This is a genomic window from Williamsia sp. 1135 (assembly GCF_002095395.1).
GTDB lineage: Bacteria > Actinomycetota > Actinomycetes > Mycobacteriales > Mycobacteriaceae > Williamsia.
Genome location: NZ_MJEI01000089.1, coordinates 64,497 through 89,706, shown reverse-complemented (window position 1 = coordinate 89,706; position 25,210 = coordinate 64,497). Strand labels below are relative to the sequence as shown.

The window sequence follows — 25,210 nt, the reverse complement described above, 5'->3', positions numbered from 1 at the left end:
AAACCGGCTAGACAAGCCGACGCCGAACCGGCCAACTACGTTCAAATTGCAACAGCCCGAATACGCCCTCGGATGCCCCCGGCGGGGACGAGAATGACCGGCGGCGTCGATCAGGGCGCGGTCGGGAACACCCGCTGCGACATGACCGGGGCGAACCAGAGCCGCGACATGTCCATCGAATCGGTTCGCTTGGCGTCGGTCGGTACGAGGCCGTGGTCGACACCGCCGGGTGACCAGTGGTCGTGCAGGTCCTCTGCGGCGAAGATGAACGGCAGCCAGTCGGTCATCTCATCGGCCCGGGTGAAACCGCCTGCGATCGCCCACTCGACGTTCTCGGTGCTGTAGGTGAAGAAGTGGTCGCCGTAGGTGGGGCTCACACCGTCGCCGATGAGCGCAGTCAGCACGAACCACTCCGTTGCCTCGAGCACTTCCGGGGTGGCCAGGTGCTGGGCCAGGGCGTAGTGGCTGTCGATGGAGGCCACGGCGAGTTTTTCGTCGTAGTAGACCTCTGAGTGGCTGATCTCGGGTCCCGTCCCGACGCGGGCGTGATCGGGCATGCCGAGAACGAAGTACGCGCTGCGCGGTGTCACTGCGGGTCCCATGGACGCATTGTGCACCCGAAGTGGTCTGCGCGTCGGCGGGCCGCGCGGGTCGTCGGCGGGGAGATCGGGGAACGATACGATGACGCCATGTCATCTGTGCAGATCAATGGGGATCAGGGCGGCCACACGCGGAGCGCGACGGTCCCGCCGGGAACGCTCATCTTCACCGCGGGAGCCGCGCCGATCGACGCCGGCGGGCAGACCGTCTACCCCGGTGACGTGAGCAGACAGGCCGCTCAGTGCATGGCCAATCTGTCCGCAGCGGTCGAAGAGGCCGGGGCGTCGCTCGACGATGTCGTGAAGGCGACGGTGTTCGTCGCCGAGAATCTCCAGGCAGATCTGAGCGTCGCGTGGGATGTGGTGACCGAGGCGTTCGGTGAGCACAAACCCGCAGGGTCTCTGCTCGGTGTGACGGTGCTGGCCTACGACGACCAGCTGGTGGAGATCGAGGCCGTGGCGGTCGTTCCCGCCTGATGAGCCGCCCGGCGATCAGTACCGAGCAGCGTCGCGCGCGTCTGCTGCGCCGTCATGGATTGGTCCCCGAGACGTATGCCCAGACGGCTGAGGGGGTCGCCGACGCGGTCGTCGGTCTGCATGCCACCACCGCGTCGACGGTGTACCTGTCGACCTGGGCTCGGATGGGATCGTTCGACATCCCCGAGCTGGATCGCGCGCTGTACGTCGACCGCACTCTCGTCAAGCAACTCGCGATGCGCCGCACGCTCTTCGTCTTCGGCAGGCCTGCCTTGGCCGACGCCGTCAGTGCGGTGGGTACGAGGGTGGCCGCGAGTGAACGCACCAACATGCTGCGTGATCTGCGGCGCAGTGACGACTTCCCCGATCCGGAGGGCTGGATCGAGACCGCTCGCGAGGCCGTCACCGGGGCGCTGACCGGCGGCAGGAGCGCGTCGTCGACCGAGCTGCGCAAAGAACTGCCCGCCCTGGAGGGCGTCAAACGGCACGGTGAGGGCAAAGCCTGGTCGGGCGTCGTGGGGATGGGTCCGCGGGTTCTCAGTCACATGTGCGCCGGCGGGACGATCGTGCGGGGACCCAACGACGGGAACTGGCTCCGGTCCCGGCCCAAGTGGTCGTCGATGACCGATTGGCTGGGTGAGCCGCTCCAGATCGACGATCCCGAGACGGGACACAGAAACCTGATCCGCCGGTATCTGCAGCGGTTCGGTCCCGCCACCGAAGTTGATGTGGTCTGGTGGCTCGGATCGACGAAAACAGCTGTACGAAACGCTCTTTCGCAGCTCGACGCGGTCGAGGTGGATCTCGAGGACGGTCTGGTCGGGTACGTGCTGCCCGACGATCTCGACCCGGTGGATGTGGTGGGGCCTGCAGCGCTGGTGCTCCCGGAACTGGATCCGACGGTGATGGGCTGGAAGCAGCGCGACTGGTACCTGGGGTCGCACGCTCGGCACCTGTTCGACAGCAACGGCAACGGTGGGCAGACACTCTGGTGGGACGGCCGCATCGTGGGTGGCTGGTATCAGCGGGCCGACGGCTCCATCGGGACGCACCTGTTGGAGAAGGTGAACCGGGCCGCCACCAAGGCCGTGAAGGCTCGGGCGGAGGAATTGGCGGTGTGGCTCGGAGATCATCGGCCGAAACCGGGGTATCCCGCGCCGTTCCTCAAAGACGTCACCTGATCGTCCAGGTTCACAGGAACCTCCCAGCTTGTCGGCAGAATGCGGCGAAGAAGGTCAGGCAAGGTGGGTGGCATGAGTGATCAGGGTGCCCGCGTGCTTGTTGTCGACGATGAACCGAACATCCGCGAATTGTTGTCGGTGTCGCTGAAGTTCCAGGGCTTCGAGATCCAGACCGCTGCCGACGGACCCGCGGCTCTTGATCGTGCACGCACCTTCCGGCCCGATGCGCTCATCCTCGACGTGATGATGCCCGGTATGGACGGGTTCGGGCTCCTGCGCCGACTGCGCGCGGACGGTGTCGAGGCGCCCGCGCTGTTTCTCACCGCCCGGGATTCGTTGGAAGACAAAGTGACCGGCCTGACCATCGGTGGCGACGACTACGTCACGAAGCCGTTCAGTCTGGAAGAAGTCGTCGCACGACTGCGGGTGCTGTTGCGGCGCGGTGGTTTCGGTGACAAGCCGGAGCAGAACCCACGGATCTCGTTTGCCGACATCGAACTCGACGACGACACCCATGAGGTCTGGAAGGACGGCGAACTGGTGTCGCTGTCGCCCACGGAATTCACGCTTCTGCGTTACTTCATGATCAACGCCGGCACGGTGCTGTCGAAGCCGAGGATCCTCGACCACGTGTGGAACTACGACTTCGGCGGTGAGGTCAATGTCGTCGAGTCGTACGTGTCCTACCTGCGACGCAAGGTCGACACCGGCGACAAACGCCTCATCCACACCCTGCGCGGTGTCGGCTATGTGATGCGCGAGCCCCGATGACCAAGCGTGCCGCGTCGACGCCCACATCGCCTCGTCGCGGTGTGCCACTGCGGGTTTCACTGGTGGCCCTGACGCTGGTGCTCGTCATGCTCGGACTGCTGGTGTCGGGGATCGCTGTCACCTCGGCGATGAAGAACAACCTCATGGATCGAACCGACAGGTCATTGCGCGAGGCGTCGCAGGGCTGGGCCCGGCCCAAAGAGTTGCCCCAGGGCAACATGGGTCCGCCCGATGGGTCGAACGGTAGGCCACCGTCGCCATTCTTCGTGCAGGTCCAACGCGCAGACGGCTCGGTCTTCATCAAAATCAACGATGTAGGTGGTGAACCCGACCTCGCAGAGCTGAGCGGTTCAGGAAGTGATCCGGTGACCGTGAACTCGGTGGGCGGCGGTGATCCGCGCTGGCGGGTCATCGAGACCACCTCGCCGTTCGGTACCTCCGTCGTCGCGGTGAAGCTCACCGACGTCGACGACACCGTCACCCGGCTGATCTGGCTACAGGTCGGTATCGGTGCGGGAGTGATCCTGTTGGTCGGCGCGCTGGGGTACCTGTTGGTACGCACCAGCTTACGGCCGCTGCAGCGGGTGGAGAACACCGCGCAGGAGATCGCGGCGGGGAATCTCGACCAGCGAGTTCCGCCGGCCGCGGCCAACACCGAGGTCGGTCATCTCGCGGCGTCGCTCAACACGATGTTGCACCAGATACAGGGGGCGTTCGCAGCCACCGCGGCATCCGAAGAACAGGCCCGCCGTTCCGAGGACAACATGCGACGCTTCGTCGCCGACGCCAGCCACGAACTCCGGACCCCACTGACCTCGATCAAGGGCTTTTCCGAGCTCTACCGCCAAGGCGCGATGACCGATGCGAACCAGGTGATGTCGCGAATCGAAACCGAAGCAGGCCGCATGGGACTGCTGGTCGAGGATTTGCTGATGCTGGCCCGACTCGATGCACAACGACCCCTCGAACGGGCACCGGTCGACCTGCTCGCGTTGGCATCCGAGGTGGTGCACGGCGCCAAGGCCGCGGCGCCCGACCGAACCCTGACGGTCGACGTCTTCGACGGCCCGGGCATCCCCGAGGTGATGGGCGATGCCGGCCGTCTCGCCCAAGTGCTGAGCAACCTGATCGGCAACGCCATCCGGCACACCCCCGACCACGCCACGATCACAGTCCGGATCGGCACGGACGGTCCGGATGCGGTGATGTCGATGACCGACACCGGCCCGGGACTGAGCGAACAAGACCGGGCGCGGGTGTTCGAACGGTTCTACCGTGCAGATGCATCGCGGCAACGCACCGAGAGTTCGGCCGGAAGCGGACTCGGCTTGTCGATCGTCGCGGCACTGGTCGCAGCTCACGGCGGCACGGTCGGCGTCGATTCGGAACCTGGCCAGGGTGCGACCTTCTGGGTGCGACTACCGCGTGAGGGGGGCCCGCAGCACTCGGTCAGTCACTGACGTACTGCTCGTGGCCCTGCTCGCGTAGCTTCGTGCGGATCTTGTCGGCAATCGCATCAAGCGCCGCCGGATCGGGGTCCTTGTCCGCAGTCGCCAGGTCAAAGGTCTCGATCTGCCATGCCGGGAACACGTGAACGTGCAGGTGAGGCACTTCCAGACCCGCGATCAGCAGACCCATCCGCGGTGCGTCGAACGCGCTCTTCACAGCCTGACCGACCGTCTGCGCGACGGTGTTGATCTTCCCGAACAAGGCAGGTTCGACGCTCTCCCAGTGATCGATCTCCTGACGCGGCACCACGAGCAGGTGTCCTTCGGTGACCGGGTTGATCGTCAGGAACGAAACGACATCGTCGTCCTTCCACACGAACCGGCCGGGGATGTCTCCGTTGATGATCATTGTGAAAACCGATGCCATGCTCGTCACTGTATCGGGGTTGGGTTTTGGGGTGGTTGGGTTAGGCGCTCGGGTGACGGCCGCAACCAGGCACGGTTGGTGAGCGCGGCGAACTCGACCCGCCCGGCGGACGGCCGCGTGTTCTGGACGAGGGAGCGAGGGAGCGCAGCGACTGAGTCGACTGAGGAAGAACACGCGAGAAAGGCCGTTCGCCACGCGAGCGCCAGCGAGCCAAAAACACAGCTGGTGAGCCGAGGTGCAAACTCAGACACAGCTGGTGAGCCGAAGTGCAAACTCGGACACAGCTGGTGAGCCGAAGTGCAAACTCAGACACAGCTGGTGAGCCGAAGGATCGACCTGACCACGGGGAGCGCACCCCACAGGTAACTGACAGCCGAGCCCGAGTCTCGTAGCAGGGTTCAGTTCAAGAGTGACTGCCATGACAGCAGACACTCTCGACGATGCCCCGGCCGAGACCGCGGCCATCATCATCGACGACACCCCCGCAGCGCCGGTGCTCGACATCGTCGTCCCGGTTTTCAACGAAGAACTCGACCTCGCGCGATGCGTGCGGCAACTCGCCGACTTCCTCGACTCCTCGATGCCCTACACGGCGCGTATCACCATCGTCGACAACGCCAGTACCGACGCGACGCTTCAACTCGCCTGCAATCTCGCGGCGTCCATCGGCGAGGGCACCCGGGTCCGGGTTGCGCACCTCGACGCCAAAGGCCGAGGCCGGGCACTGAAGGCGATCTGGCAGCACAGCGACGCCCGGGTGGTCGCCTACATGGATGTCGATCTGTCGACCGACCTGAACGCGTTGCTACCGCTGGTCGCGCCGCTGGTGTCCGGACACTCCGATCTCGCCATCGGGACGCGTCTGACGCGATCGTCGCGGGTGGTACGCGGTCCCAAACGCGAATTCATCTCACGTGGATACAACTTGATGCTGCGCACCGCCATGGGCGCGAGCTTCTCCGACGCGCAATGCGGTTTCAAGGCCATACGTGCCGACGTCGCACGGGGTCTGCTGCCGATGGTCGACGACACCGGATGGTTCTTCGACACCGAGATGCTCGTCATCGCGCAACGGGCGGGCCTGCGGATCGCGGAGATCCCGGTGGATTGGACAGATGATCCGGCCAGCAAGGTCGACATCGTCAAGACCGCAACCGAAGATGTCAAAGGCTGCTGGCGGGTCGGACGGGCTTTGGCGAGCGGACGGCTACCTGTGGCAGATCTGCGGGACAGTCTCGGTCGCGGGGACCCCGGGCCGCAGGTCACGGGTGTGCCACGCGGTCTGGCAGGTCAATTGGTCCGATTCTGCGTGGTCGGTGTCGCCTCGACGATCGCGTACGCGGTGCTCTACCTGGCATTGCACTCTTTTGCCGGTGCACAGGCCGCCAACTTCCTCGCATTGTTGATCACGGCCGTGTTCAACACCACGGCCAACCGGGCCTTCACCTTCCGGGTCCGCGGCCGGGACGACGCTGCGAAACACCAACTGCAGGGTTTCGCGATCTTCATCTTCGGGTGGGCGCTGACCGCGGGATCGCTGTTGTTGCTGCACATGTGGGCCCCGGACGCCTCCAAGCACATCGAACTCCTCGTGCTGGTGGTGGCGAATCTGATCGCCACGGTGCTGCGATTCGTCGGATTCCGCTGGGTGTTCCGCGCCGCGCACCGTTCCGCCGCAGAGGTACCCGCATGAGCCTCCTCGTCGACAGCCCGCCGGCAAATCCGGCACCGGGCCAACCGGATCCTGCTCCGCAGCCCACCGCCCGGCCACGATGGGAGTTACCGTCGTTCGCCGCGCTCGTCGTGGCCACCGGGGTGCTCTACCTGTGGAACCTGAGTGCCAACGGTTGGGCGAACTCCTTCTATTCCGCAGCGATACAGGCGGGTTCGCAATCATGGGAGGCGTGGTTCTTCGGATCCTCCGACGCCGCGAACTCGATCACCGTCGACAAGCCGCCGATGTCGCTGTCGATACCGGGCATTGCGGTCCGCATCTTCGGCCTCAACTCGTGGTCGATCATCGTGCCGCAGGCACTGATGGGTGTCGCCTCGGTGGCGCTGCTCTACTGGATCGTCCGGAAACGTTTCGGCCCGGCGGCCGGTCTCATCTCGGGTGCCGCATTGGCGCTGACCCCGGTGGCCGCGCTGATGTTCCGCTTCAACAACCCCGACGCGCTCCTCGTCCTGCTGATGATCGCGGCGGTCTGGGCAACCCTGAAAGCCATTGACGACGGCCGTATCCGGTGGATGATCTTGACCGGCGTGTTCGTCGGGTTCGGCTTTCTCACCAAACAGATGCAGGTCTTCCTCGTCATCCCGCCGCTGGCGCTGACGTATATCGCCTTCGGACAGAAGACCTGGATCAGGCGCCTCGGGCACCTTTTCGCCTCGCTCGGTGCGATGATCGTCTCCGCCGGATGGTGGGTGCTCGCAGTCGAACTGTGGCCCAAGGACTCGCGTCCCTACATCGGCGGTTCGCAGGACAACTCGATCCTCGAATTGACGCTCGGGTACAACGGGTTCGGACGCCTCAGCGGCAACGAGACGGGCAGCGTGACACCCGGCGGTGGTGGCGGCACTGCCATGTCCGAGCAGCTGGGCGGTACCGGAACCGGTGGTTTCGTAGGCGGTCCCGGCGGGGGTGGTGGTCCCGGCGGTGGCGGCGGTATGTGGGGACAGACCGGGTGGACTCGGATGTTCGAATCTGCGCAGGGCGGTCAGAACGCCTGGCTCATCCCGGCTGCATTCATTCTCGGTATCGCGGCAATCGTGCTGTGTGGCAGAGCAGTGCGGACCGACAGTCGACGCGCACTGCTCGTCGTGTGGGGGCTGTGGCTCGTCACGACCATGGCCGTGTTCAGCTTCATGGCAGGCATCTTCCACGCGTACTACACCGTTGCGCTCGCGCCGGCGATCGCCGGACTCGTGGGCGCCGGCGGGGTGATGTGCTGGCGGCACCGAGACCAGACTCGGGTGCGGTTCGTGCTGGCCGGCGCGACCCTTGCCACCGGCATCATGTCGTACGTGCTGCTCGACCGGTCCGCCGACTTCCTTCCGTGGCTGCGGTACGTCGTGCTGATCGGCTCGATCGTGGCCGCTGCCGGTCTCTTGTTCTCCGGAGTGAAAAAGGCTGGGCTGCAGCGCTCCGCGGTGGTCGCTGCGCTGGCCGCCGTGGTCCTGGGCCTGGCAGGCCCGGCGGCGTACGCCATCGACACCGTGTCGTCGGCCAGGGCCGGTTCCATCCCGAGTGCTGGCCCGGCGAGTGCCGGCGGATTCGGGCCGGGAGGCGGCATGCGTATGGGAGGTCGGGGTATGACCCCTCCGGGTATGACCGGACTGCAGGGAACACCACCCGGTATGACCGGACAACAGGCAGCACCACCCGGTATGACCGGGCAGCAAGGTATGCCGAATCAAACCGGTTCGCAGACGAATCCGACCCCGGGCTCGACCGCTCGAGGCGGTGCCCCAGACGGCCGCGGCATGGGTGGTGGGGGACTGCTGGAGGGATCCAAGCCGACCGATGAGCTGGTTGCGGTCCTGAACCAGAGCGCCGACGACTTCACCTGGGTGGCGGCAGCCATCGGCTCCAACAGCGCATCGGGGTATCAGTTGGCCACCGAGCGATCGGTCATGCCGATCGGCGGCTTCAACGGCAGTGATCCGTCGCCGACTCTGGCGCAGTTCCAGCAGTACGTCGCCGACGGCAAGATCCACTATTTCATCGCCGGTGGCGGCGGGATGATGGGCGGCGGCAGCGGCACCGCGTCGGAGATCACCGCGTGGGTCGAGGCGAACTTCACCAGCACCACGGTTGGTTCGGTGACGCTCTACGATCTCAGCTGAGGAGATTGCTGATCGAAATATATCGGCGAGCCATCTCGTATGAGCACCGGTAGGTGGCACCTTTCTTCTATCCTTCGCGAGACGAACACAGGAGAAAGGTGCCACCATGACCGAGATCCCAGTCCCCGTACAGCGCTTGATCGACGCGGCGAACGCCGGCGACACGTCGGCGTTCCTCGCCGGCTTCACCGAGGACGGTGCAGTCGACGACTGGGGCCGGACCTTCCGCGGCAGTGACGCGATCACCGACTGGTCGGACGCGGAGTTCATCGGCAAGCAGGTCACCCTCGACATCACGACCGCCGATGTGTCGGGGCACGTGACCACGATCGTCGCGCAGGTCGGCGGCAACGGTTTCAACGGTCCGAGCACGTTCGGCTTCACCACGGCAGGCGATCGCGTCTCGCTGATGACCATCACCGGATGAGCGAGACCGAACCCGGCGGTGCGCACTCGGTGGACGGTCGGCCGGGTAGCGGACTCGGACCTCAAACACCGGCTGACGCGGATGGCCGGCCGCGACCCGCACGAGGACGGGCGGGCGGCGACAAATCTCGAACTGTTCTTCGACCTCACCTTTGTGGTCGCGTTCTCGTTTGCAGGAGTCGAGGTCGCGCATTTCGTCGCCGAAGGTCACTTCGAACCCGCGGTGCTCGGATTCATCTTCTGCACGTTCGCGGCGATCTGGGCCTGGATCAACTTCTCGTGGTTCGCGTCCGCCTTCGACACCGACGACTGGGTCTACCGACTGACGACGATGGTGCAGATGGTCGGCGTGCTGATCTTGGCCCTGGGGATCGCGCCGGTGTTCGAATCGCTCGACCACCACGGTGGTGTCGTCAACAACCGGGTGCTGGTCCTCGGGTATGTGGTGATGCGCCTGGCCATGGTCGTGCAGTGGATCCGGGCAGCGTCGAGCAGTCCGAGCTATCGCCGCACCTGCCTGATCTACGCCGGCGGCATCACCGTGGTGCAGATCGCCTGGGTGGCAGTCATTTTCCTCGACACAACCCTGTACCAGACATTGATCGTCGTCGGGCTGCTGGTGCTGTCGGAGATGGCGGTGCCCGCGATCGCCGAGAACATCGGTGGAGAGGGAACCACTCCCTGGCACGCCCACCACATCGCCGAGCGCTACGGACTGCTCGCGATCATCACGCTCGGTGAAGGCATCGTCGGCACCGCCGCTGCGCTGCAGGCCGTGGTGCACTCGCAGGGTTGGACAGCGGAGACCGCGGTCCTCGGTCTGGCGGGCGTGGGCATCACGTTCGGCATGTGGTGGATCTACTTCGTGGTGCCCTCCGGGCAGGCGCTGCACCTGCGCCGAGGCCGCGCATTCACGTTCGGCTACTTCCACATCGTCATCTTCATGGCGATCGCGATGATGGGCGCCGGGCTGCACGTCGCCGCGCTGTACATCGAACACGAGGCGACGATCGGCGAGACCGCCGCCGTCGCGGCCGTGGTCATCCCGGTCGGAATCTATCTGGCGTGCATCTTCCTGCTCTACGGCTTCTTGCTTGGCTTCCACCGGGTGAATGTGGCCGAGGTGATCGGGATGGCCGCGATCCTCGTGGTCGCAATGGTCTGCGCCTCTGCCGGTGTCTCGGTGGTGATCTGCCTGCTCGTGGTCGCCCTGGCGCCTGCCCTCGGCGTCATCGTCGACGAACTCGTCGGTGCTTCTCGCCGCGCCCAGGCGCTCGAGGCGCTGGAGGCGTCGGTTCGCAGCGGCGCAGCCGGGCGGTAGGGTCAGGCACGTGCGAGTACTCGTCATCGGATCGGGCGGCCGCGAACACGCCCTAGTTCTGGGCCTGCAGCGCGACCCGTCGGTCACCGACCTACATGTGGCCCCCGGCAATCCGGGTACCGCAGCGCTGGCCACCAACCACGATGTTGACATCGTCTCGTCCGACGCCGTGGTGGCGCTCGCGAGGTCCGTCGCCGCTGATCTGGTGGTCATCGGCCCCGAGGTGCCGCTGGTGCTCGGTGCTGCCGATGCCCTGCGTGCCGCCGGATTCGCCACGTTCGGTCCGGGTGCCGAGGCGGCAAAGATCGAGGGATCCAAGGCCTTTGCGAAAGATGTGATGGCCGCTGCCGGTGTTCGCACCGCGCACAGCGAGATCGTCGACAACCCCGCCCACCTCGATGCCGCGCTCGATCGCTTCGGGCCGACCTGGGTGGTCAAGGACGACGGCCTGGCCGCGGGCAAAGGCGTCGTGGTCACCACCGACCGGAACGCAGCCCGCATCCACGCTGCCGATCTGCTCGAAAGCGGACACCCGGTCCTGCTCGAGTCGTTTCTCGACGGCCCGGAGGTGTCGCTCTTCTGCCTCGTCGACGGCGCGACGGTCGTTCCACTGTTGCCCGCGCAGGACCACAAGCGCGTGGGTGACGGCGACGCCGGCCCGAACACCGGGGGCATGGGTGCCTACACGCCGCTGCCCTGGCTGTCGGATGAGATGACGCAGCGGATCGTCGACGAGGTCGTCAAACCCGTCGCGGCGGAGTTGCTTGCGCGGGAGATCCCGTTCTCGGGTCTGCTGTATGCGGGTCTGGCGATCGGGGCAGACGGCCCCGCCGTCGTCGAATTCAATTGCCGCTTCGGTGATCCCGAGACCCAGGCTGTCTTGGCCCTGCTGAAGTCGCCGCTCGGTGTCGCGCTGAACGCGACGGCATCGGGCGTGCTCGACCAGTTGCCTCCCCTGGAATGGGAAGACGGCGCGGCCGTGACCGTGGTGCTCGCCGCGGAGAACTACCCCGGCAGGCCTCGGACGGGTGACGCCATCACCGGATCCGACGCGGAGGGCGTTCTGCACGCCGGCACCGCACTCGCCGACGGTGCCGTGGTCTCCAGCGGGGGCCGCGTGCTGAGTGTCGTCGGGGTCGGTGCGGACCTCGCTGCGGCGCGCGCCCAGGCCTACGAACGGCTCGCCGGGGTCAAGCTGGCCGGATCACACTTTCGGAGCGACATCGGCCTCGCAGCCGAAGAGGGCCGGATCAGTATCTGATCTGGTAGGAGTTGCACTGATTGCCGGGGGCGCGCTGAAACCGGAGGACCTGCGATTTCCTCCGACTTCGGCTACCTCCTCCTGTTGCAGCCGGAGGGTGTGGCAAGAACCGGAGGAGTTGTCAGATCCTTCGACTTCAGCCCGCGAGGTTGCGGCCGAGGAAGGTCACCTGCCCGGGCAGCACGCCGCGCCAGTACCGGTTTGTGTGGCCGCCCGGCGAGGTCCCGAATGCGGGGGGTGGACGCAGCCCCGCCATCCACTGCCGGGTGTAGGTGAAGAATTGGTCGCTTGACCCGCATTCGATCAGCAGTGGGATCTTGGAGAACGAATCCTGTTGTCCGAACAGCGAGTTGGCCTGGTAGTCGGCAGCATTGTCGAATGCCCTCGCGGGAAAGGTGGCGGGGTCGGCCCACAGGGCGGGGGAGCTGACAGCGATCGCCGCGACCCGAGGGGCGCCCAGCATCGCCCCCAGGCGCAACGCGCCGTAACCACCCATCGACCAACCGAAGAACCCGACCCGGTCGGTGCGCAACCCGAGTTCGGGGGTGCCCTCGAGCAGTGGCAGGAACTCTTCGAGCACCATCGCCCCGCCGTCGGTGCCGTCTGCGCGGGGGTGGTAATAGCTGCGCGCGGCGTCCACCGACGCCAGTGCGAACGGAGCATTGCCCTCGGTGGCCCATTGCTGCATCAGGTTCTGCATCTCCAGCCCACCCTGGAAGGCTGCGCGCTGGTCGGTGTTCAGGGCATGGAGGACGACGACGACCGGCAGGTCGCCGGTCACGCCCGCAGGTCGGGCGACCGTCCAGTTGGTCTGTCGGCCAAGCATTTTCGCCGACACGAAACTTCCGGTGAACATCTCGGCGGCACCGGTGACCGCCGGTGGGGGAGAGGTGGTCTGCGCCCCGGGGTCGTTGGCGCGGGCAGGCTGCGGCGCGACCCGCTCCGGTTCGTCTTTGCCGCAGGCCGCCAGGATCCCGAGCGCTCCCAGGCCCAGTCCGGCACCCAGCACAGCGCGACGGCCGGTGACGCCACGTGGTGTCCGGGATTCGCCGCTGCCCCTGATGTTGCGGCTGCCAAAAGTACTCATTGCGGAATACACGGTACCTGCGAGCGCGCCGGTGGTCGGTGGTGCACGCGAACGACACACCTGACGTCCTCTGGTCGAGGAGGCTAACTTCGAACTCATGCGGTCGCAATCAGACAGATCCGAAGTGCAGATGTTCCACGTGATGGACGTGTTGGCAGCAATCGCGCAGCGCAGGGTGCGGGGTCTGGACGTCATCTCGCTGGCCGCCGGACAGCCGTCGACGTCCGCGCCCGCTCCCGTCCTGGCCGCGACGAAGTCGGCGCTCGACGCGTCTCCGCTGGGCTACACCGAATCACTCGGCATCATGCCGCTGCGCGAGGTGGTCGCTCAGCACTACACCGACACCTACGGTGTCCAGGCCGAGGCAGCCGACGTGGTCATCACGACCGGTTCGTCGGGAGCCTTCACACTCATCTTCCTGGCGGCATTCGACGCCGGTGACACCGTCGCCATGGCCCGGCCCGGGTACCCCGCCTACCGCAACAGCCTCGCCGCGCTCGGCTGTGAGGTCGTGGAACTCGACTGTGGCCCCCAGACGCGTTTCCAACCCACCACTGCGATGCTCGACGCGCTCGATCGTCCGCCCGCGGGACTGATCGTCGCCAGTCCGGCGAACCCCACAGGGACCATCCTGGATCCGGCCGAACTCGCAGACCTCGCTCGCTGGTGCGACGCCCACGGCACCCTGCTGATCTCCGACGAGATCTACCACGGGATCAGCTACGGCAGGCCCACGTCCTGCGCCTGGGAGACCTCTCGGCAGTCGGTGGTGATGGGCTCGGTGTCGAAGTACTACTGCATGACCGGCTGGCGGCTGGGATGGATGCTGGTGCCGGCGCCGTTACGGCGTGCCGTCGAGCGGCTGACGGCCAATCTCACGATCTGCCCGCCCACGATCAGTCAGCACGCCGCGGTCGCGGCGTTCAGCAATGAGTCGAAGGTCGAGCTCGACGGCCACGTCCGCAGGTACGCCCGCAATCGCGAACTGCTCGTCGACGGGCTGGCGGCGCTGGGGGTCACCGATGTGGCGCCGCCCGACGGGGCCTTCTACGTGTACGCAGACCTGTCCGCGATCACCGATGACTCCCTCGGTTGGTGTGAAGGCGTGCTGGAACAGACCGGGGTCGCGATGGCGCCCGGACTCGATTTCGACACCCGTCGCGGCAACCAGACCGTGCGGATGAGCTTCGCCGGCGCGACCGATGACATCGGTGAGGCACTGCGCCGACTCGAACCGGTCTTGCGCTGACAATGCCGTCCCGATGGCCCAATAGCTGAAATCGTTTCCCAGGGTCAGATTTTCGCGGAAATGGACCTACCGCTGCGCGGCTTTGGCACCATGGCGGGGTGAGAGCAGCTGCGACCCCCAAAGGAACGCGTCGGCGCGAGAGACTGATCGCCGCCGCCGGGGAACTGCTGCTCGAAGGTGGATTCGACGCCGTGCGTCACCGTGCGGTCGCGGACCGAGCTCAACTACCCCTGGCCTCGACCACGTATTACTTTGCCTCCCTTGAGGATCTGGTCGTCGAGGCGGTCGCGTTCAACTGTCGCGGCGACCACGACGCCATCGCAGAACGAGCGCACGCGCTACCCAGGCGACGCCGGGGCGGTGAGACCACCGCCGAGGCATTGGCCGAGGTGTTCGTGGGCGAGCGGACCACCCGCGAGCGACTGACCTGCCGGTACGAGGCGATAGTCCTGTGTGCGCGCGTGCCACGCCTGCATCAGGTGTTGGTCGACCACCGTAACTCGCTACGCAACATACATTTTGAGGTTCTGGAGAAGTCCGGACGCAGCACCGATCCGACGGGGATCGAACAGCTCATGGCAGTCGAGGACGGCGTCGTGATCGGGGCCCTTGCCGACTCCGTCGACGACCTGGTCAAGGTCACCCAGGTGGCGCTGTGCGAGGTCATCGATCAGTTGGCCCCGGTCGCCTCGGCCTGAGGTCGCGAACGACGAATTTCTCGCCCCTGTCGGCGTATCGCATAATGGGCCGGTGCCTGAATCAGAATTGACAGTGACCAAACCGCGGGTGGCCAACGTCCTGGCCGGACGTTACGCCTCTGCTGACCTGGTGCGTCTGTGGTCCGCCGACCACAAGATCGTGCTGGAGCGGCAGCTGTGGATCGCTGTCCTCAAGGCGCAACGCGACCTGGGCGTCGACGTTCCCGATGGCGCCATCGCCGACTACGAGCGCGTCCTCGACCACATCGATCTCGAATCGATCGCCGATCGCGAACGGGTGACCCGTCACGACGTGAAAGCCAGGATCGAGGAGTTCAACGCACTCGCCGGGCACGAGCAGATCCACAAGGGCATGACCAGCCGCGACCTGACCGAGAACGTCGAACAGCTGCAGATCCTGCGCTCCCTCGAGCACGTCCACGCGCATGGTGTCGCGACCGCAGCCCGCCTTGCCGAGCGTGCCGCACAGTACTCGTCGGTGGTGATGGCGGGCCGCAGCCACAACGTCGCGGCGCAGGCGACCACCCTCGGCAAGCGGTTCGCATCAGCTGCCGACGAGTTGCTCATCTCGCTCACCCGGCTGCGCGAACTCATCGCCCGTTACCCGCTGCGCGGCATTAAGGGGCCGATGGGCACCAGTCAGGACATGCTCGACCTGCTCGACGGGGACGTCGAGAAGCTGTCCGAGTTGGAGGCGAAAGTCGCTGAGCATCTCGGCTTTTCGAAGTCACTCACCTCAGTGGGCCAGGTCTACCCGCGGTCGCTCGATCACGACGTCGTCTCCGCCCTCGTGCAGGTCGCGGCAGGCCCGTCGTCGCTCGCACACACCATCCGGCTGATGGCCGGTCACGAGCTGGTGACCGAAGGGTTCCAGCCGGGTCAGGTCGGCAGCTCGGCGATGCCACACAAGATGAACACCCGCAGCTGCGAGCGCGTGAACGGACTCCAGGTGATTCTCCGCGGCTATGGATCGATGGCCGCCGAGCTCGCGGGTGCACAGTGGAACGAAGGTGACGTCTTCTGTTCGGTGATCCGGCGGGTTGCCCTCCCCGACGCATTTTTCGCCATCGACGGGTTGATGGAGACCTTCCTGACCGTGCTCGCCGAATTCGGCGCCTACCCGGCGGTCATCGCGAAAGAACTCGATCGGTACCTGCCGTTCCTCGCGACGACGAAGGTGCTGATCGCGGCAGTCCGCGCCGGGGTCGGACGAGAAGTGGCCCATGAGGCCATCAAGGAGAACGCGGTGGCGGTGGCGCTCGCGATGCGCGAAGACGGTCGCGAACCGGACCTGCTGGACCGGCTCGCCGCAGACGACCGGCTGCCGCTGGACCGGGCCGCGCTCGACGCCGCACTCGCAGACAAATCCGCATTCATCGGTGCCGCCGAACACCAGGTCGCAGACGTTGTCGCCCAGGTCGGAAAGCTGGTGAAGGACTACCCCGACGCCGCTGGGTATGGTCCTGCTCCGATTCTCTAGCTGTGCTGAATTTTGCTCGCCCGCTCGCTGGGTCGTCGCGGCCCTGATCGCACGTTCTTCCCTCGTCGGTCGCATCGCTTCGCTCGCTCCTCCTCAGTCCAGAACGTGCGGGGCCACGAGACCGTTGTGGGTCCGTCGAGCGTGCCGAACTGGCCGTCGAGCGTGCCGAACCGGCCGTCGAGCGTGCCGATCAGGGTTGACAACAGCCCAGGCGGGGATAGTATTCAACTCATCAGTTAATAACTGATTGGTTGAATACATAGGAGACGTTGTCGTGGGCGAAGATCAGCTCAGTGCCGTGTTCGGGGCTCTCGCCGATCCCACTCGACGGGCACTGCTGGCTCGGTTGTCCGAGGGTGAGGCGACCGTGTCGGCTCTGGCGGAGCCGTTCGACATGAGCCTGGCCGCGATCTCGAAGCACCTCAAGGTTCTCGAGCGGGCCGGCCTCATCTCACGGGGGCGGGACGCGCAATGGCGGCCCTGCTCCCTCGAGGCCGGCCCACTCGCCGAGGCCAGCGCGTGGCTCGGCGACTACCGCCGGTTCTGGGAAAGCAGCTTCGACCGCCTCGAGCAACACATCAATCGGATCACGGCATCCGGCAACCGAGAGGAAGAACCATGACAGACACAGCAACTCGCGAGTTCACCATCGTGCGGGAGTTCGCCGCCAGGCCCGAGGTGGTGTTCGACGCCTGGGTCGACAGCGATCAGGCTTCGCAATGGATGGGTCCTGAAGGTTTCACGATGCCGCGGGACCGGATGTATGGCGAAGGTCGGCCCGGCGGTGAATACGGGGGTGTGGTGGTGGGTCCGAATGGTGAGGAGTTCGCCTCGAGAGGCGTCTATCGGGAGGTATCCCGGCCGGAGCGGCTGGTGTTCTCCTGGGGCGATCCGACCGACGCGGAATCGGTTTCGGTCTGCACGGTGACCTTCGTCGAATCCTCACCGGGCACGACCACCATGACCTTCCACCTGCTGGCACCGGGACCGCTGAGCTCGGACGACGGCGCCAAAGGAGGCTGGGGAAGTTCGTTCGACAAGCTCCACAGGTTCGTGGAGGCGGCGTCATGACCATCGACACGCTGCCGCAAGGCGACCTCGGCCTCATGCAGTCAGTTGTCGCACAAGAACTGCTGCAGATGGACATCCCCGCTCGCCTGGCCTACACGGCGTCCGACGGAACTCCGCGGGTGCTCCCTATCAATCACTGGTGGACCGGTACCGAATTGGTGATGGCGACGTTCACCGGCGCCGCGAAGGTGCGGGCGCTGCGCCGTAACCCTGCCGTGGCGATCACGATCGACACCGCGGACGCACCGCCACACGTCTTGCTGCTGCGCGGCGACGCAGTGGTCACCGACGTCGACGGCATTGTGCCCGAGTACGAGCTGACGATGCGCCGCGGTATGCCCGCCGGTGCCGCCGACGAGTACTTCGCGGGATTGCGCGCCGACGGTGCGACGATGCACCGCATTGCCGTGCGGCCCACCTGGGTGGGTGTACTCGACTTCGAAACCCGGTTTCCGGGCGCGGCGCCGTCGGCGATCAGCGGCAGCGACTAGGCCTGCTCGGCATCGGTCTTGTCTGCGTGGCCGAGATCCCACTCCGGTGCCGCGACATTGCGTACGAGCTTCTTCAGCGTGACGATGTCAGGAAAACCGTTGTCACGCTTGCGCTCCCAGATGAGCTCGCCGTCGACGTCGATCGAGAAGACGCCGCCGGTGCCCGGGACGAGCGTGACCGACCCCAACTCGGTGCCGAAAGTGTTCAGCAATTCGGTGGCCATCCAGGATGCCCGCAGAACCCAGTTGCACTGTGTGCAGTAGGTGATGGTCACGGCCGCGTTGGATTCAGTCACGGGGTCATTGTTGCAGCCGGCTGCTGGGAACCCGTCCGTCACACTAAGCTCGACCGGTGACTGTCTTGGGACTGATCTTCGCCGGCCTCGCTGCGCTCATCCACGTATACATCTTCGTCCTCGAATCGGTGCAGTGGACCGCACCAGCAACGAGAAAGACGTTCGGCACCAGTGCGGAACAAGCCGAGGCGACCAAGGAGATGGCCTACAACCAGGGCTTCTACAATCTCTTCCTCGCGATCGTGACGGTGACCGGGATCGTGCTGATCGCGGGCGACCAGACCGCGGCGGGCTCAGCGCTGGTGTTCGCGGGGGCCGGTTCGATGGTGGCCGCTGGACTCGTACTCATCACGTCCTCGCCCAGCAAATCTCGGTCCGCGCTGATCCAGCTCGTCCCACCGGCCATCGGAGGCGTCGCGCTGGCCATCGGGTTGACGCTGTAGGGCAGATCACGGCGCCGCGCGCGGTCCGACTAGCCTGAAATACATGCGTCCGAGCCTGGAATCCTACGAACACCTCGCGGCCGGCAAGGTTCGTGATCTCTATTCGATCGACGACACGACGATGCTGATGGTGGCGTCGGACCGGATCTCCGCGTTCGACCACATCCTGTCCACGCCGATACCCGACAAGGGGCGCGTGCTGACGGCGATGAGCGTCTTCTATTTCGGAGCGCTCGGGGTCCCCCATCATCTTGCGGGCGACGAGCTGGACCCGCGGATCCCCGCCGAGCTCGTGGGCCGCGCGCTGGTGGTCAAGAAGCTCGACATGTTGCCCGTCGAGTGTGTGGCACGCGGTTACCTCACCGGTTCGGGTCTGCTCGACTACGTCGCGACCGGATCGGTCTGTGGGATCGAACTGCCGCCCGGACTCGAAGAGTCGAGCAGACTTCCGGAGCCGATCTTCACCCCGGCCACAAAGGCCGATCTCGGATCGCACGATGAGAACGTCAGCTTCGAGGCGGTCGTGGCGACCGTCGGCGACACGCTGGCGACCAAACTTCGGGAGCTGACCCTCGACATCTACTCGCGCGGCTCGGACCTCGCGGCGGGTAGAGGAATCATCCTCGCCGACACGAAGTTCGAGTTCGGATTGGACGACGACGGCACGGTGGTCCTCGCCGACGAGGTACTCACCCCGGACAGCTCGAGGTACTGGGACATCGACACCTACCGTCCGGGACTGGTGCAACCGAGCTTCGACAAGCAGATCGTCCGGAATTGGCTGACCAGTCCGGAGTCGGGCTGGGATCGCGCCGCCGACAATCCGCCCCCTCCGCTGCCCGACGACGTCGCGCAGCGCACCCGTGATCGATATATCGAAGCGTATGAACGTATTTCAGGCCTGTCATTCGATGACTGGCCGAAGGGAGAACAGTGACAGACACCTCGCAGGCCCCCGGCGCCACGCCGCCCGCCGCGAAGAAGATTCCGTTCGAACGCACCCATCACGGTGAGACGGTGATCGATCACTACGAGTGGTTGCGGGACAAGGAAGATCCCGAGGTCATCGATTTCCTCGAACAGCAGAACGACCACACGGCGGCGCACACCGCGGACCTCGCCGGCCTGCGTGATGACATCTTCGGCGAGATCAAGAGTCGCACACAGGAAACCGACATGTCGGTACCCACCCGCCGTGGACAATTCTGGTACTACGCCCGCACCGAAGAGGGCAAGCAGTATCCGCTGCACGCCCGCTGCCCGATCGTCGACCCGGATGACTGGACCCCGCCGAAGGTCGAGCCGGGGCAGGAGGTGCCCGGCGAGGAAATCCTGCTCGACTCCAATGCCGAGGCCGAGGGCACCGACTTCTTCAGTCTCGGTGCGCTGTCGGTCAGTGAAGACGGCACGCTGCTCGCCTACAGCGTCGACGCGACCGGCAACGAGCGATACACCATGCGGTTCAAGAACCTCGGGACCGGCGAGCTGCTGGCCGACGAGATCGCCGACACCGCACCAGGCGCACTCTGGTCGCTGGACGGCAACCACGTGTTCTATCAGACGGTGGACGAGGCGTGGCGTCCCGATACCGTCTGGCGCCACGACCTCGGCGCCGGTACCCCCGACGTCAAGGTGTTCCACGAACCCGACGAGCAGTACTGGGTCGGTATCGGGGGTACCCGCAGCGACAAGTACCTGATGATCTCTCTGGGGTCGAAGATCACCTCCGAAGTCCGGGTTCTCGACGCCGCGAACCCCACCGGTGAGTTCGAGATCGTCTGGCCGCGTGAAGAAGGCGTCGAGTACGGCGTCGAACACGCGGTCATCGACGGCCAGGACCGATTCCTGATCCTGCACAACAAGAACGCCGAGAACTTCGAGCTGCTCGACGCCCCGGTGGCCGACCCGACCGACACGCGTGTGCTGGTCCCGCACGACAGCGCCGTGCGGATCGAGGACGTCGACGCGTTCGCCGGACAACTCGTCCTGAGCTATCGGCGCGAGGCGCTGCCGCGCCTGTCGATCGCCCGGCTCGGCAAGGGTGACGTCGAGTTCGCGGAGGTCGCCTTCGACGAAGAGCTGTACTCCGCCGGCCTGGGTGCCAATCCGGAATGGGCGGCCCCGCGCCTGCGGATCGGCTATACCAGCTTCATCAACCCGACAGAGGTCTTCGACCTCGACGTCGCGACCGACGAGCGCATCCTGCTCAAGCGTCAGACGGTGCTCGGTGACTACGACCCGTCCAACTATGAGCAGCATCGGGATTGGGCCACCGCCGCCGACGGGACCAAGATCCCACTGTCGGTGATCCGCAGGCGCGGGGAGTCCGCGGGCCCGGCGCCGACTCTGCTCTACGGCTACGGCTCCTATGAGTCGAGCAACGATCCCGGGTTCTCGATCTCCCGATTGTCGCTCCTCGATCGGGGTGTCGTGTTCGTGATCGCCCACATCCGCGGTGGCGGTGAGATGGGCAGGCACTGGTACGACACCGGCAAGACGTTGACGAAGAAGAACACCTTCACCGACTTCGTCTCGGCGGCTAGGCATCTGATCGATACGGGGGTCACCGATCCGGAGCACCTGGTGGGCGAGGGTGGCAGTGCGGGTGGACTGCTGATCGGCGCGGTCGCGAACCTTGCACCGGAGTTGTTCAACGGAATCCTGGCCGTGGTGCCGTTCGTGGACCCGCTGACCTCGATCCTCGATCCCTCGTTGCCGCTGACCGTCATCGAGTGGGACGAGTGGGGTAATCCGCTGGCCGACAAAGAGGTCTACGACTACATGCGCTCGTACTCACCGTACGAGAACGTCGAGGCGAAGGCGTACCCGGAGATCTTGGCCATCACCTCGCTCAACGACACCCGCGTCATGTACACCGAGGCCGCGAAGTGGGTGGCTCGATTGCAGGACAACACCACCGGTGACGCGCCCATCCTGCTGAAGACCGAGATGAAGGCCGGCCACGGCGGGGTCAGCGGTCGTTACAAGCAGTGGGAGGAAGTCGCTTTCGAGTACGCCTGGGTCTTGCGGCAGACCGGCGCGATCTGAGGGAAGCGCTCGAAACGACAACGCCCGTCCGGATCTTCCGGACGGGCGTTGCTCGTGTGTCTGGCTGTGCGACTAGTGCATCATCACCGGTGCGACGGGTTTGCCATCTGCGTCGGTGGTGCTACGGGTAGCCGCCTTACGCGGCAGGAAGAACGCCGGGATGATGCAGAGCGCGATGAGCACCGTGGTCACGATGAACGTCTTGCCGAAACCGTCGGCCATCGCTCCGAGGTCCTCGGCTCCCCGCAGGTTGTTCACGAGGATCACCGAGATGATGGCGGTACCGACGGAGCCGGCTGCCTGCTGGACGACGTTCATCAGGGTCGAGCCATCGGGGACCTGCTTGTCGGACAGAGTGGCCAAGGCGGCAGACATGATCGGCATCATGGTCATGCCCATACCGAGACCCTGGACGAACAGCGCGGCGCTGAGCAACCAGAACGAGGTATCCGGCCCGAGGAAGATGAACGCGCTGAGACCGATGGTGATGAGCACGATCCCGGCCATCACGATCTTTCCGGGGCCCTGACGGTCGGTGAGCTTGCCCGACATCGGCATCGTCAACATGGCGCCGATGCCCTGGGGGGCCAGCAGCAGGCCTGTCATGAGGGTCGTCTCACCGCGGACGCCGATGTAGTACTGCGGGAACAGCAGGGCCGCACCGAGGAAGGCGATCATGAACAGCCCCATGGTGATCACCGCCATGGAGAGCTTGCTGTTGCGGAACAGCCGAAGGTCGAGCAGCGGGTTCGTGGTGCGCAGCGCGTGGAACACGAAGCCGATCATCAACAGGAGTCCGATTCCGGCCGTGATGAGGACCGAATAGTCGGTGAAGCTTCCGTGTTCGGTGCTCAGCGTGATGCCGTAGAGGAACAGCGCCAGGCCCGGTGACAGCAAGAGGAGGCCGATGAAGTCGAATTTCGGCCGGGCTGATTCGTTTTCACCGGGCAGGATGATGATTGCGTAGATGAAGGCCGCGACACCGATCGGTACGTTGATCAGGAAGATCCAGTGCCAGCTCACGTATTCGATGAGGGCGCCGCCGATGATCGGACCCATGATCGGGCCGAGCAGCATGGGGATACCGAGTACCGCCATGACCGAACCGATCTTGGTCGGGCCTGCCGCCTTGGTCAGGATCATCATGCCGACGGGCATGAGCATGCCGCCACCGAGACCCTGCAACACGCGGAAGACGGTCAAAGAGGTTATGTCCCAGGCGAGTGCACACAGTACGGAACCCAGTACGAACAGCACCAGAGAGGTCAGGTAGACGTTCTTGGTGCCGAAACGTGCTGCGGCCCAGCTGGAGAGCGGGATGACGGCGGCGAGCGCCAGGGTGTAGCCGGTGATCGTCCAGGCGGCACCTGCCTGGTCGGTGTCGAAGTCGGCCTGGAAGGTGTTCTGCGCCACGGACACCACAGTGGTGTCGAGGATCGCCATGATCGCGCCGAGTACGACGACGATGGCGATCTTGATCACGGCGGGATCGAGCTTGTCGCTCGCGTCCTTCGTGGTTTCGGGAGAAGTCATCAAGCTACTTTCTGAAATCGTTTAGAGAGCGTCTATTGTGCAGCCGGCAAGGCCGACTCGAGTTCTTGTGTGAACAAAGCGCCTTCAGAACACGTCGATGTGCTCAGGTAGTCGCCGGCCAGAATCGGCAGGAGTGCGTCGCGCAGGTTTGTCCGAAGGTCTCCGGGCAGTTTTGCGATCACTTCGCGGATCAGATCTTCCCGCCGGTTGACGCTGACCGCAACTGCTTTGATGCCGGCCTCGGCGAGCGAAACCCGCTTGATCCGGCGGTCGTGGCTGTCTTCGCGTCGCAACACCAGGTCCAGATGAACCAATTTGTCGACGGCGCGCCCGGCCGCAGCGAGCGACAGGTGGAGTTCGTCGGCCAGTTCGTTGACCGACAACGCCCGTCCGTGCCTGCTGAGAATCAGCAGCGCCTTGAAGTGGGTGAAGCCGAGTTCGGTGTCGATGATGTCGTCCATGGCGTCGACATCGATGGCGCACGAGAGCCTCAGCAGGAACTCGTGAACGGTTTGGTAGGTCTGCTCGACCTCGACATCTGATGACACTTGGCAACAGTAACGTCAACGCAACTATTGATGACACCGCAAGTAATGTGTTTTCCGTTACATCACGGGATGGTCGGCGCGATCTCAGTAGCCTGAGGAGATGACCGAAACCAAGAACATCCCGCTCCGCACCCTCTCGGGAGAATCGACGAGCCTCGCTGCGTTCACCGGACCCGTGCTGGTGGTCAACGTCGCCAGCAAGTGTGGCTTGACCCCGCAATATGCCGGTCTCGAAAAGCTTGCCAAGGACTACCGCGACCGTGGGCTGACCGTTGTGGGCGTGCCCTGCAACCAGTTCATGGGTCAGGAGCCCGGCACCGCCGAGGAGATCGAGACGTTCTGCTCCGCCACGTACGGCGTCACCTTCCCGCTGCTGGAGAAGACCGACGTCAACGGCGCCGATCGCCACCCGCTCTACGCCGAGCTGACCCAGGCGGAGGACGCCGAGGGGGCAGCGGGGGATATCCAGTGGAACTTCGAGAAGTTCCTGCTCGACGCGGACGGCGCCGTGGTGGGCCGGTTCCGCCCGCGCACGGAACCGGATTCGGCCGAGGTCGTCGGTGCCATCGAGAAGGTGCTGGGCTAGAGCAGCCGGCGCGCAGGGGGCCGGGGTCCGTGGGCGATCGACCGCGTGATTTCGGGTGTTGTCCACTCGGACGCAACCGAATGACCACCTGACGTCGCAATACTGGGCGCCATGGCAGGTCAACTGGTCGTATCGGTGTCAGGGATCCGCGCAGAAACGCTTCCCCAGGTGCAGGCCTTCGCAACCCGACTGTCGGAGCGTTCGGTGCCGCTGTCCTATCTGGTCGCGCCACGGCTCAAGGGCGGCTACCGCCTGGCCGAGGACGACCGGACGTGTGACTGGCTGCGCGAGCGACGGGCAGGCGACGACGCCATCGTCCTGCACGGCTACAACCAGGTCCCGAGCCGCAAACGCCGCGCGGAGTTCGCCGAACTCGGTGCGCACGAGGCCGGGCTCCGGCTGCTTGCAGCCGATCGCGTTCTCGAACACAGTGGTCTGCGAACCCGTATCTTCGCTGCTCCCCGATGGAATGCGTCCCCCGGCGCACGGGCGGCGATGCCGACCCGCGGGTTCCGGACGAACCTGGGGTCGACGAGCATCGACAACGTGGTCAACGGCACCCAGAGCCGGGCACGGGTTGTCGGCGTGGGCGATGGGTTCCCGGCCGAGCCGTGGTGGTGTCGTCTGTTGGTCGCGAACACTGTCCGCATCGCCCGCCGCGGTGGGGTGGTGCGACTGTCGGTGGCAGCGAAGCACCTCGATGGGTCGGTCGCCGGTAAGGCAGTTCTCGACTGCATCGATCTGGCCCTGCTCCACGGCGCGGAGCCGCTGACCTATCGGGCGCTGACCCAACGGGGTCCGGCGTCGATGTCGCTGCGCAGAGCCGCCTGAGGGCTCTCCAGCGGCCGGCGCCGGTCGCGAACGGGCCACCCGGAGTTTGCCGGTAGAGTGACGGCTGCAAA

At 65.5% G+C, this 25,210-nt stretch carries 26 protein-coding genes; 20 read left to right on the top strand and 6 right to left on the bottom strand.

Translation table 11 applies throughout. The features are described from left to right. Positions 1-110: 110 nt before the first annotated feature. A complete protein-coding gene (locus tag BFL43_RS12280) occupies positions 111-602 on the bottom strand; it encodes a hypothetical protein (protein ID WP_143695278.1) in 492 nt (163 codons plus the stop codon). An 87-nt stretch (positions 603-689) separates the two neighbouring features. On the opposite strand from BFL43_RS12280, the gene BFL43_RS12275 reads away from it, so the two are divergent. The 4 genes from BFL43_RS12275 to BFL43_RS12260 all read left to right on the top strand — a co-directional run bounded on the left by BFL43_RS12275 (position 690) and on the right by BFL43_RS12260 (position 4,488). Continuing rightward, a complete protein-coding gene (locus BFL43_RS12275; RefSeq protein WP_084892830.1) occupies positions 690-1,076 on the top strand; it encodes a RidA family protein in 387 nt (128 codons plus the stop codon). Next, positions 1,076-2,257 (top strand): winged helix DNA-binding domain-containing protein, encoded by a 1,182-nt coding sequence (locus BFL43_RS12270; RefSeq protein ID WP_084892821.1) that lies wholly within the window; start codon positions 1,076-1,078, stop codon positions 2,255-2,257. The genes BFL43_RS12275 and BFL43_RS12270 overlap by 1 nt, the downstream gene beginning before the upstream one ends. 72 nt (positions 2,258-2,329) lie before the next feature. Next, positions 2,330-3,028 carry a response regulator transcription factor gene (locus tag BFL43_RS12265; RefSeq protein ID WP_084892829.1) on the top strand — a complete coding sequence of 233 codons (699 nt, stop codon included), beginning with the start codon at positions 2,330-2,332 and terminating at the stop codon, positions 3,026-3,028. Then, positions 3,025-4,488, top strand: a complete 1,464-nt coding sequence (locus tag BFL43_RS12260) for a HAMP domain-containing sensor histidine kinase (protein WP_084892820.1) — start codon at positions 3,025-3,027, stop codon at positions 4,486-4,488. Before BFL43_RS12265 ends, BFL43_RS12260 begins: the two co-directional genes overlap by 4 nt. On the opposite strand, the gene BFL43_RS12255 is transcribed toward BFL43_RS12260, so the two are convergent. Beyond that, positions 4,478-4,903 (bottom strand): HIT family protein, encoded by a 426-nt coding sequence (locus BFL43_RS12255; RefSeq protein WP_084892819.1) that lies wholly within the window; start codon positions 4,901-4,903, stop codon positions 4,478-4,480. The two genes, BFL43_RS12260 and BFL43_RS12255, sit on opposite strands and share 11 nt — an antisense overlap. Before the next feature lie 418 nt (positions 4,904-5,321). Between BFL43_RS12255 and BFL43_RS12250 the strand changes: the two genes are divergently transcribed. The 5 genes from BFL43_RS12250 to purD all read left to right on the top strand — a co-directional run bounded on the left by BFL43_RS12250 (position 5,322) and on the right by purD (position 11,757). Continuing rightward, entirely contained in the window at positions 5,322-6,596 is a 1,275-nt protein-coding gene (locus tag BFL43_RS12250) for a bifunctional glycosyltransferase family 2/GtrA family protein (RefSeq protein ID WP_084892818.1), read from the top strand. Then, positions 6,593-8,749, top strand: a complete 2,157-nt coding sequence (locus BFL43_RS12245; RefSeq protein ID WP_084892817.1) for a glycosyltransferase family 39 protein — start codon at positions 6,593-6,595, stop codon at positions 8,747-8,749. The genes BFL43_RS12250 and BFL43_RS12245 overlap by 4 nt, the downstream gene beginning before the upstream one ends. A 106-nt stretch (positions 8,750-8,855) precedes the next feature. Further along, positions 8,856-9,176, top strand: a complete 321-nt coding sequence (locus BFL43_RS12240) for a nuclear transport factor 2 family protein (RefSeq protein WP_084892816.1) — start codon at positions 8,856-8,858, stop codon at positions 9,174-9,176. A gap of 18 nt (positions 9,177-9,194) precedes the next feature. Beyond that, positions 9,195-10,496 carry a low temperature requirement protein A gene (locus BFL43_RS12235; RefSeq protein ID WP_346425962.1) on the top strand — a complete coding sequence of 434 codons (1,302 nt, stop codon included), beginning with the start codon at positions 9,195-9,197 and terminating at the stop codon, positions 10,494-10,496. A 10-nt stretch (positions 10,497-10,506) separates the two neighbouring features. Continuing rightward, the gene (gene purD, locus BFL43_RS12230; RefSeq protein ID WP_084892815.1) at positions 10,507-11,757 is read left to right on the top strand and encodes a phosphoribosylamine--glycine ligase; all 1,251 of its coding nucleotides are present in this window, start codon (positions 10,507-10,509) and stop codon (positions 11,755-11,757) included. A 136-nt stretch (positions 11,758-11,893) separates the two neighbouring features. On the opposite strand, the gene BFL43_RS12225 is transcribed toward purD, so the two are convergent. After that, the gene (locus BFL43_RS12225) at positions 11,894-12,844 is read right to left on the bottom strand and encodes an alpha/beta hydrolase (protein WP_084892827.1); all 951 of its coding nucleotides are present in this window, start codon (positions 12,842-12,844) and stop codon (positions 11,894-11,896) included. 97 nt (positions 12,845-12,941) lie between these two features. Here BFL43_RS12225 and BFL43_RS12220 point away from each other — a divergent pair, with 97 nt between their 5' ends. The 6 genes from BFL43_RS12220 to BFL43_RS12195 all read left to right on the top strand — a co-directional run bounded on the left by BFL43_RS12220 (position 12,942) and on the right by BFL43_RS12195 (position 17,854). Then, on the top strand, positions 12,942-14,093 hold the full coding sequence (locus BFL43_RS12220; protein ID WP_084892814.1) for a pyridoxal phosphate-dependent aminotransferase: 1,152 nt from the start codon (positions 12,942-12,944) through the stop codon (positions 14,091-14,093). A 98-nt stretch (positions 14,094-14,191) separates the two neighbouring features. Next, positions 14,192-14,791 carry a TetR family transcriptional regulator gene (locus tag BFL43_RS12215; RefSeq protein ID WP_084892813.1) on the top strand — a complete coding sequence of 200 codons (600 nt, stop codon included), beginning with the start codon at positions 14,192-14,194 and terminating at the stop codon, positions 14,789-14,791. A gap of 73 nt (positions 14,792-14,864) precedes the next feature. Continuing rightward, on the top strand, positions 14,865-16,292 hold the full coding sequence (purB, locus tag BFL43_RS12210; protein WP_084892812.1) for an adenylosuccinate lyase: 1,428 nt from the start codon (positions 14,865-14,867) through the stop codon (positions 16,290-16,292). Between the two features lie 274 nt (positions 16,293-16,566). Continuing rightward, positions 16,567-16,914, top strand: a complete 348-nt coding sequence (locus BFL43_RS12205; RefSeq protein ID WP_084892826.1) for a metalloregulator ArsR/SmtB family transcription factor — start codon at positions 16,567-16,569, stop codon at positions 16,912-16,914. Continuing rightward, entirely contained in the window at positions 16,911-17,363 is a 453-nt protein-coding gene (locus BFL43_RS12200) for an SRPBCC domain-containing protein (protein WP_084892811.1), read from the top strand. The genes BFL43_RS12205 and BFL43_RS12200 overlap by 4 nt, the downstream gene beginning before the upstream one ends. Further along, positions 17,360-17,854, top strand: a complete 495-nt coding sequence (locus BFL43_RS12195; protein WP_084892810.1) for a pyridoxamine 5'-phosphate oxidase family protein — start codon at positions 17,360-17,362, stop codon at positions 17,852-17,854. The genes BFL43_RS12200 and BFL43_RS12195 overlap by 4 nt, the downstream gene beginning before the upstream one ends. On the opposite strand, the gene BFL43_RS12190 is transcribed toward BFL43_RS12195, so the two are convergent. After that, positions 17,851-18,150 carry a SelT/SelW/SelH family protein gene (locus BFL43_RS12190; RefSeq protein WP_084892825.1) on the bottom strand — a complete coding sequence of 100 codons (300 nt, stop codon included), beginning with the start codon at positions 18,148-18,150 and terminating at the stop codon, positions 17,851-17,853. The two genes, BFL43_RS12195 and BFL43_RS12190, sit on opposite strands and share 4 nt — an antisense overlap. 56 nt (positions 18,151-18,206) lie before the next feature. Here BFL43_RS12190 and BFL43_RS12185 point away from each other — a divergent pair, with 56 nt between their 5' ends. Genes BFL43_RS12185 through BFL43_RS12175 form a run of 3 tightly spaced genes read left to right on the top strand, consistent with a single transcriptional unit; the run spans position 18,207 to position 21,641 of the window. Further along, entirely contained in the window at positions 18,207-18,593 is a 387-nt protein-coding gene (locus BFL43_RS12185) for a DUF1304 domain-containing protein (RefSeq protein ID WP_084892809.1), read from the top strand. Positions 18,594-18,636: 43 nt separating this feature from the next. After that, positions 18,637-19,530 (top strand): phosphoribosylaminoimidazolesuccinocarboxamide synthase, encoded by an 894-nt coding sequence (locus BFL43_RS12180; protein WP_084892808.1) that lies wholly within the window; start codon positions 18,637-18,639, stop codon positions 19,528-19,530. Next, the gene (locus BFL43_RS12175; protein WP_084892807.1) at positions 19,527-21,641 is read left to right on the top strand and encodes a S9 family peptidase; all 2,115 of its coding nucleotides are present in this window, start codon (positions 19,527-19,529) and stop codon (positions 21,639-21,641) included. The genes BFL43_RS12180 and BFL43_RS12175 overlap by 4 nt, the downstream gene beginning before the upstream one ends. A 72-nt stretch (positions 21,642-21,713) precedes the next feature. Here the strand turns inward: BFL43_RS12175 and BFL43_RS12170 are convergent, their stop codons facing one another. Next, positions 21,714-23,174: a DHA2 family efflux MFS transporter permease subunit gene (locus tag BFL43_RS12170; protein WP_084892806.1), complete on the bottom strand. Its 1,461-nt coding sequence runs from the start codon at positions 23,172-23,174 to the stop codon at positions 21,714-21,716. Positions 23,175-23,206: 32 nt separating this feature from the next. Next, positions 23,207-23,722, bottom strand: a complete 516-nt coding sequence (locus BFL43_RS12165) for a MarR family transcriptional regulator (RefSeq protein WP_240498217.1) — start codon at positions 23,720-23,722, stop codon at positions 23,207-23,209. 100 nt (positions 23,723-23,822) lie between these two features. On the opposite strand from BFL43_RS12165, the gene BFL43_RS12160 reads away from it, so the two are divergent. Together BFL43_RS12160 and BFL43_RS12155 are read left to right on the top strand one after the other, a co-directional pair. Further along, the gene (locus BFL43_RS12160; protein ID WP_084892805.1) at positions 23,823-24,308 is read left to right on the top strand and encodes a glutathione peroxidase; all 486 of its coding nucleotides are present in this window, start codon (positions 23,823-23,825) and stop codon (positions 24,306-24,308) included. Positions 24,309-24,419: 111 nt separating this feature from the next. Then, positions 24,420-25,139 (top strand): DUF2334 domain-containing protein, encoded by a 720-nt coding sequence (locus BFL43_RS12155; RefSeq protein WP_084892804.1) that lies wholly within the window; start codon positions 24,420-24,422, stop codon positions 25,137-25,139. The last annotated feature ends 71 nt before the right edge of the window (positions 25,140-25,210 follow it).

What these genes read in the sequence shown, in the direction of transcription:
- BFL43_RS12280 (WP_143695278.1), bottom strand. Translation starts at nt 602, where the DNA reads ATGGGACCCGCAGTGACACCGCGCAGCGCGTACTTCGTTCTCGGCATG.
- BFL43_RS12275 (WP_084892830.1), top strand. Translation starts at nt 690, where the DNA reads ATGTCATCTGTGCAGATCAATGGGGATCAGGGCGGCCACACGCGGAGC.
- BFL43_RS12270 (WP_084892821.1), top strand. Translation starts at nt 1,076, where the DNA reads ATGAGCCGCCCGGCGATCAGTACCGAGCAGCGTCGCGCGCGTCTGCTG.
- BFL43_RS12265 (WP_084892829.1), top strand. Translation starts at nt 2,330, where the DNA reads ATGAGTGATCAGGGTGCCCGCGTGCTTGTTGTCGACGATGAACCGAAC.
- BFL43_RS12260 (WP_084892820.1), top strand. Translation starts at nt 3,025, where the DNA reads ATGACCAAGCGTGCCGCGTCGACGCCCACATCGCCTCGTCGCGGTGTG.
- BFL43_RS12255 (WP_084892819.1), bottom strand. Translation starts at nt 4,903, where the DNA reads ATGGCATCGGTTTTCACAATGATCATCAACGGAGACATCCCCGGCCGG.
- BFL43_RS12250 (WP_084892818.1), top strand. Translation starts at nt 5,322, where the DNA reads ATGACAGCAGACACTCTCGACGATGCCCCGGCCGAGACCGCGGCCATC.
- BFL43_RS12245 (WP_084892817.1), top strand. Translation starts at nt 6,593, where the DNA reads ATGAGCCTCCTCGTCGACAGCCCGCCGGCAAATCCGGCACCGGGCCAA.
- BFL43_RS12240 (WP_084892816.1), top strand. Translation starts at nt 8,856, where the DNA reads ATGACCGAGATCCCAGTCCCCGTACAGCGCTTGATCGACGCGGCGAAC.
- BFL43_RS12225 (WP_084892827.1), bottom strand. Translation starts at nt 12,844, where the DNA reads ATGAGTACTTTTGGCAGCCGCAACATCAGGGGCAGCGGCGAATCCCGG.
- BFL43_RS12220 (WP_084892814.1), top strand. Translation starts at nt 12,942, where the DNA reads ATGCGGTCGCAATCAGACAGATCCGAAGTGCAGATGTTCCACGTGATG.
- BFL43_RS12200 (WP_084892811.1), top strand. Translation starts at nt 16,911, where the DNA reads ATGACAGACACAGCAACTCGCGAGTTCACCATCGTGCGGGAGTTCGCC.
- BFL43_RS12195 (WP_084892810.1), top strand. Translation starts at nt 17,360, where the DNA reads ATGACCATCGACACGCTGCCGCAAGGCGACCTCGGCCTCATGCAGTCA.
- BFL43_RS12180 (WP_084892808.1), top strand. Translation starts at nt 18,637, where the DNA reads ATGCGTCCGAGCCTGGAATCCTACGAACACCTCGCGGCCGGCAAGGTT.
- BFL43_RS12170 (WP_084892806.1), bottom strand. Translation starts at nt 23,174, where the DNA reads ATGACTTCTCCCGAAACCACGAAGGACGCGAGCGACAAGCTCGATCCC.
- BFL43_RS12160 (WP_084892805.1), top strand. Translation starts at nt 23,823, where the DNA reads ATGACCGAAACCAAGAACATCCCGCTCCGCACCCTCTCGGGAGAATCG.
- BFL43_RS12155 (WP_084892804.1), top strand. Translation starts at nt 24,420, where the DNA reads ATGGCAGGTCAACTGGTCGTATCGGTGTCAGGGATCCGCGCAGAAACG.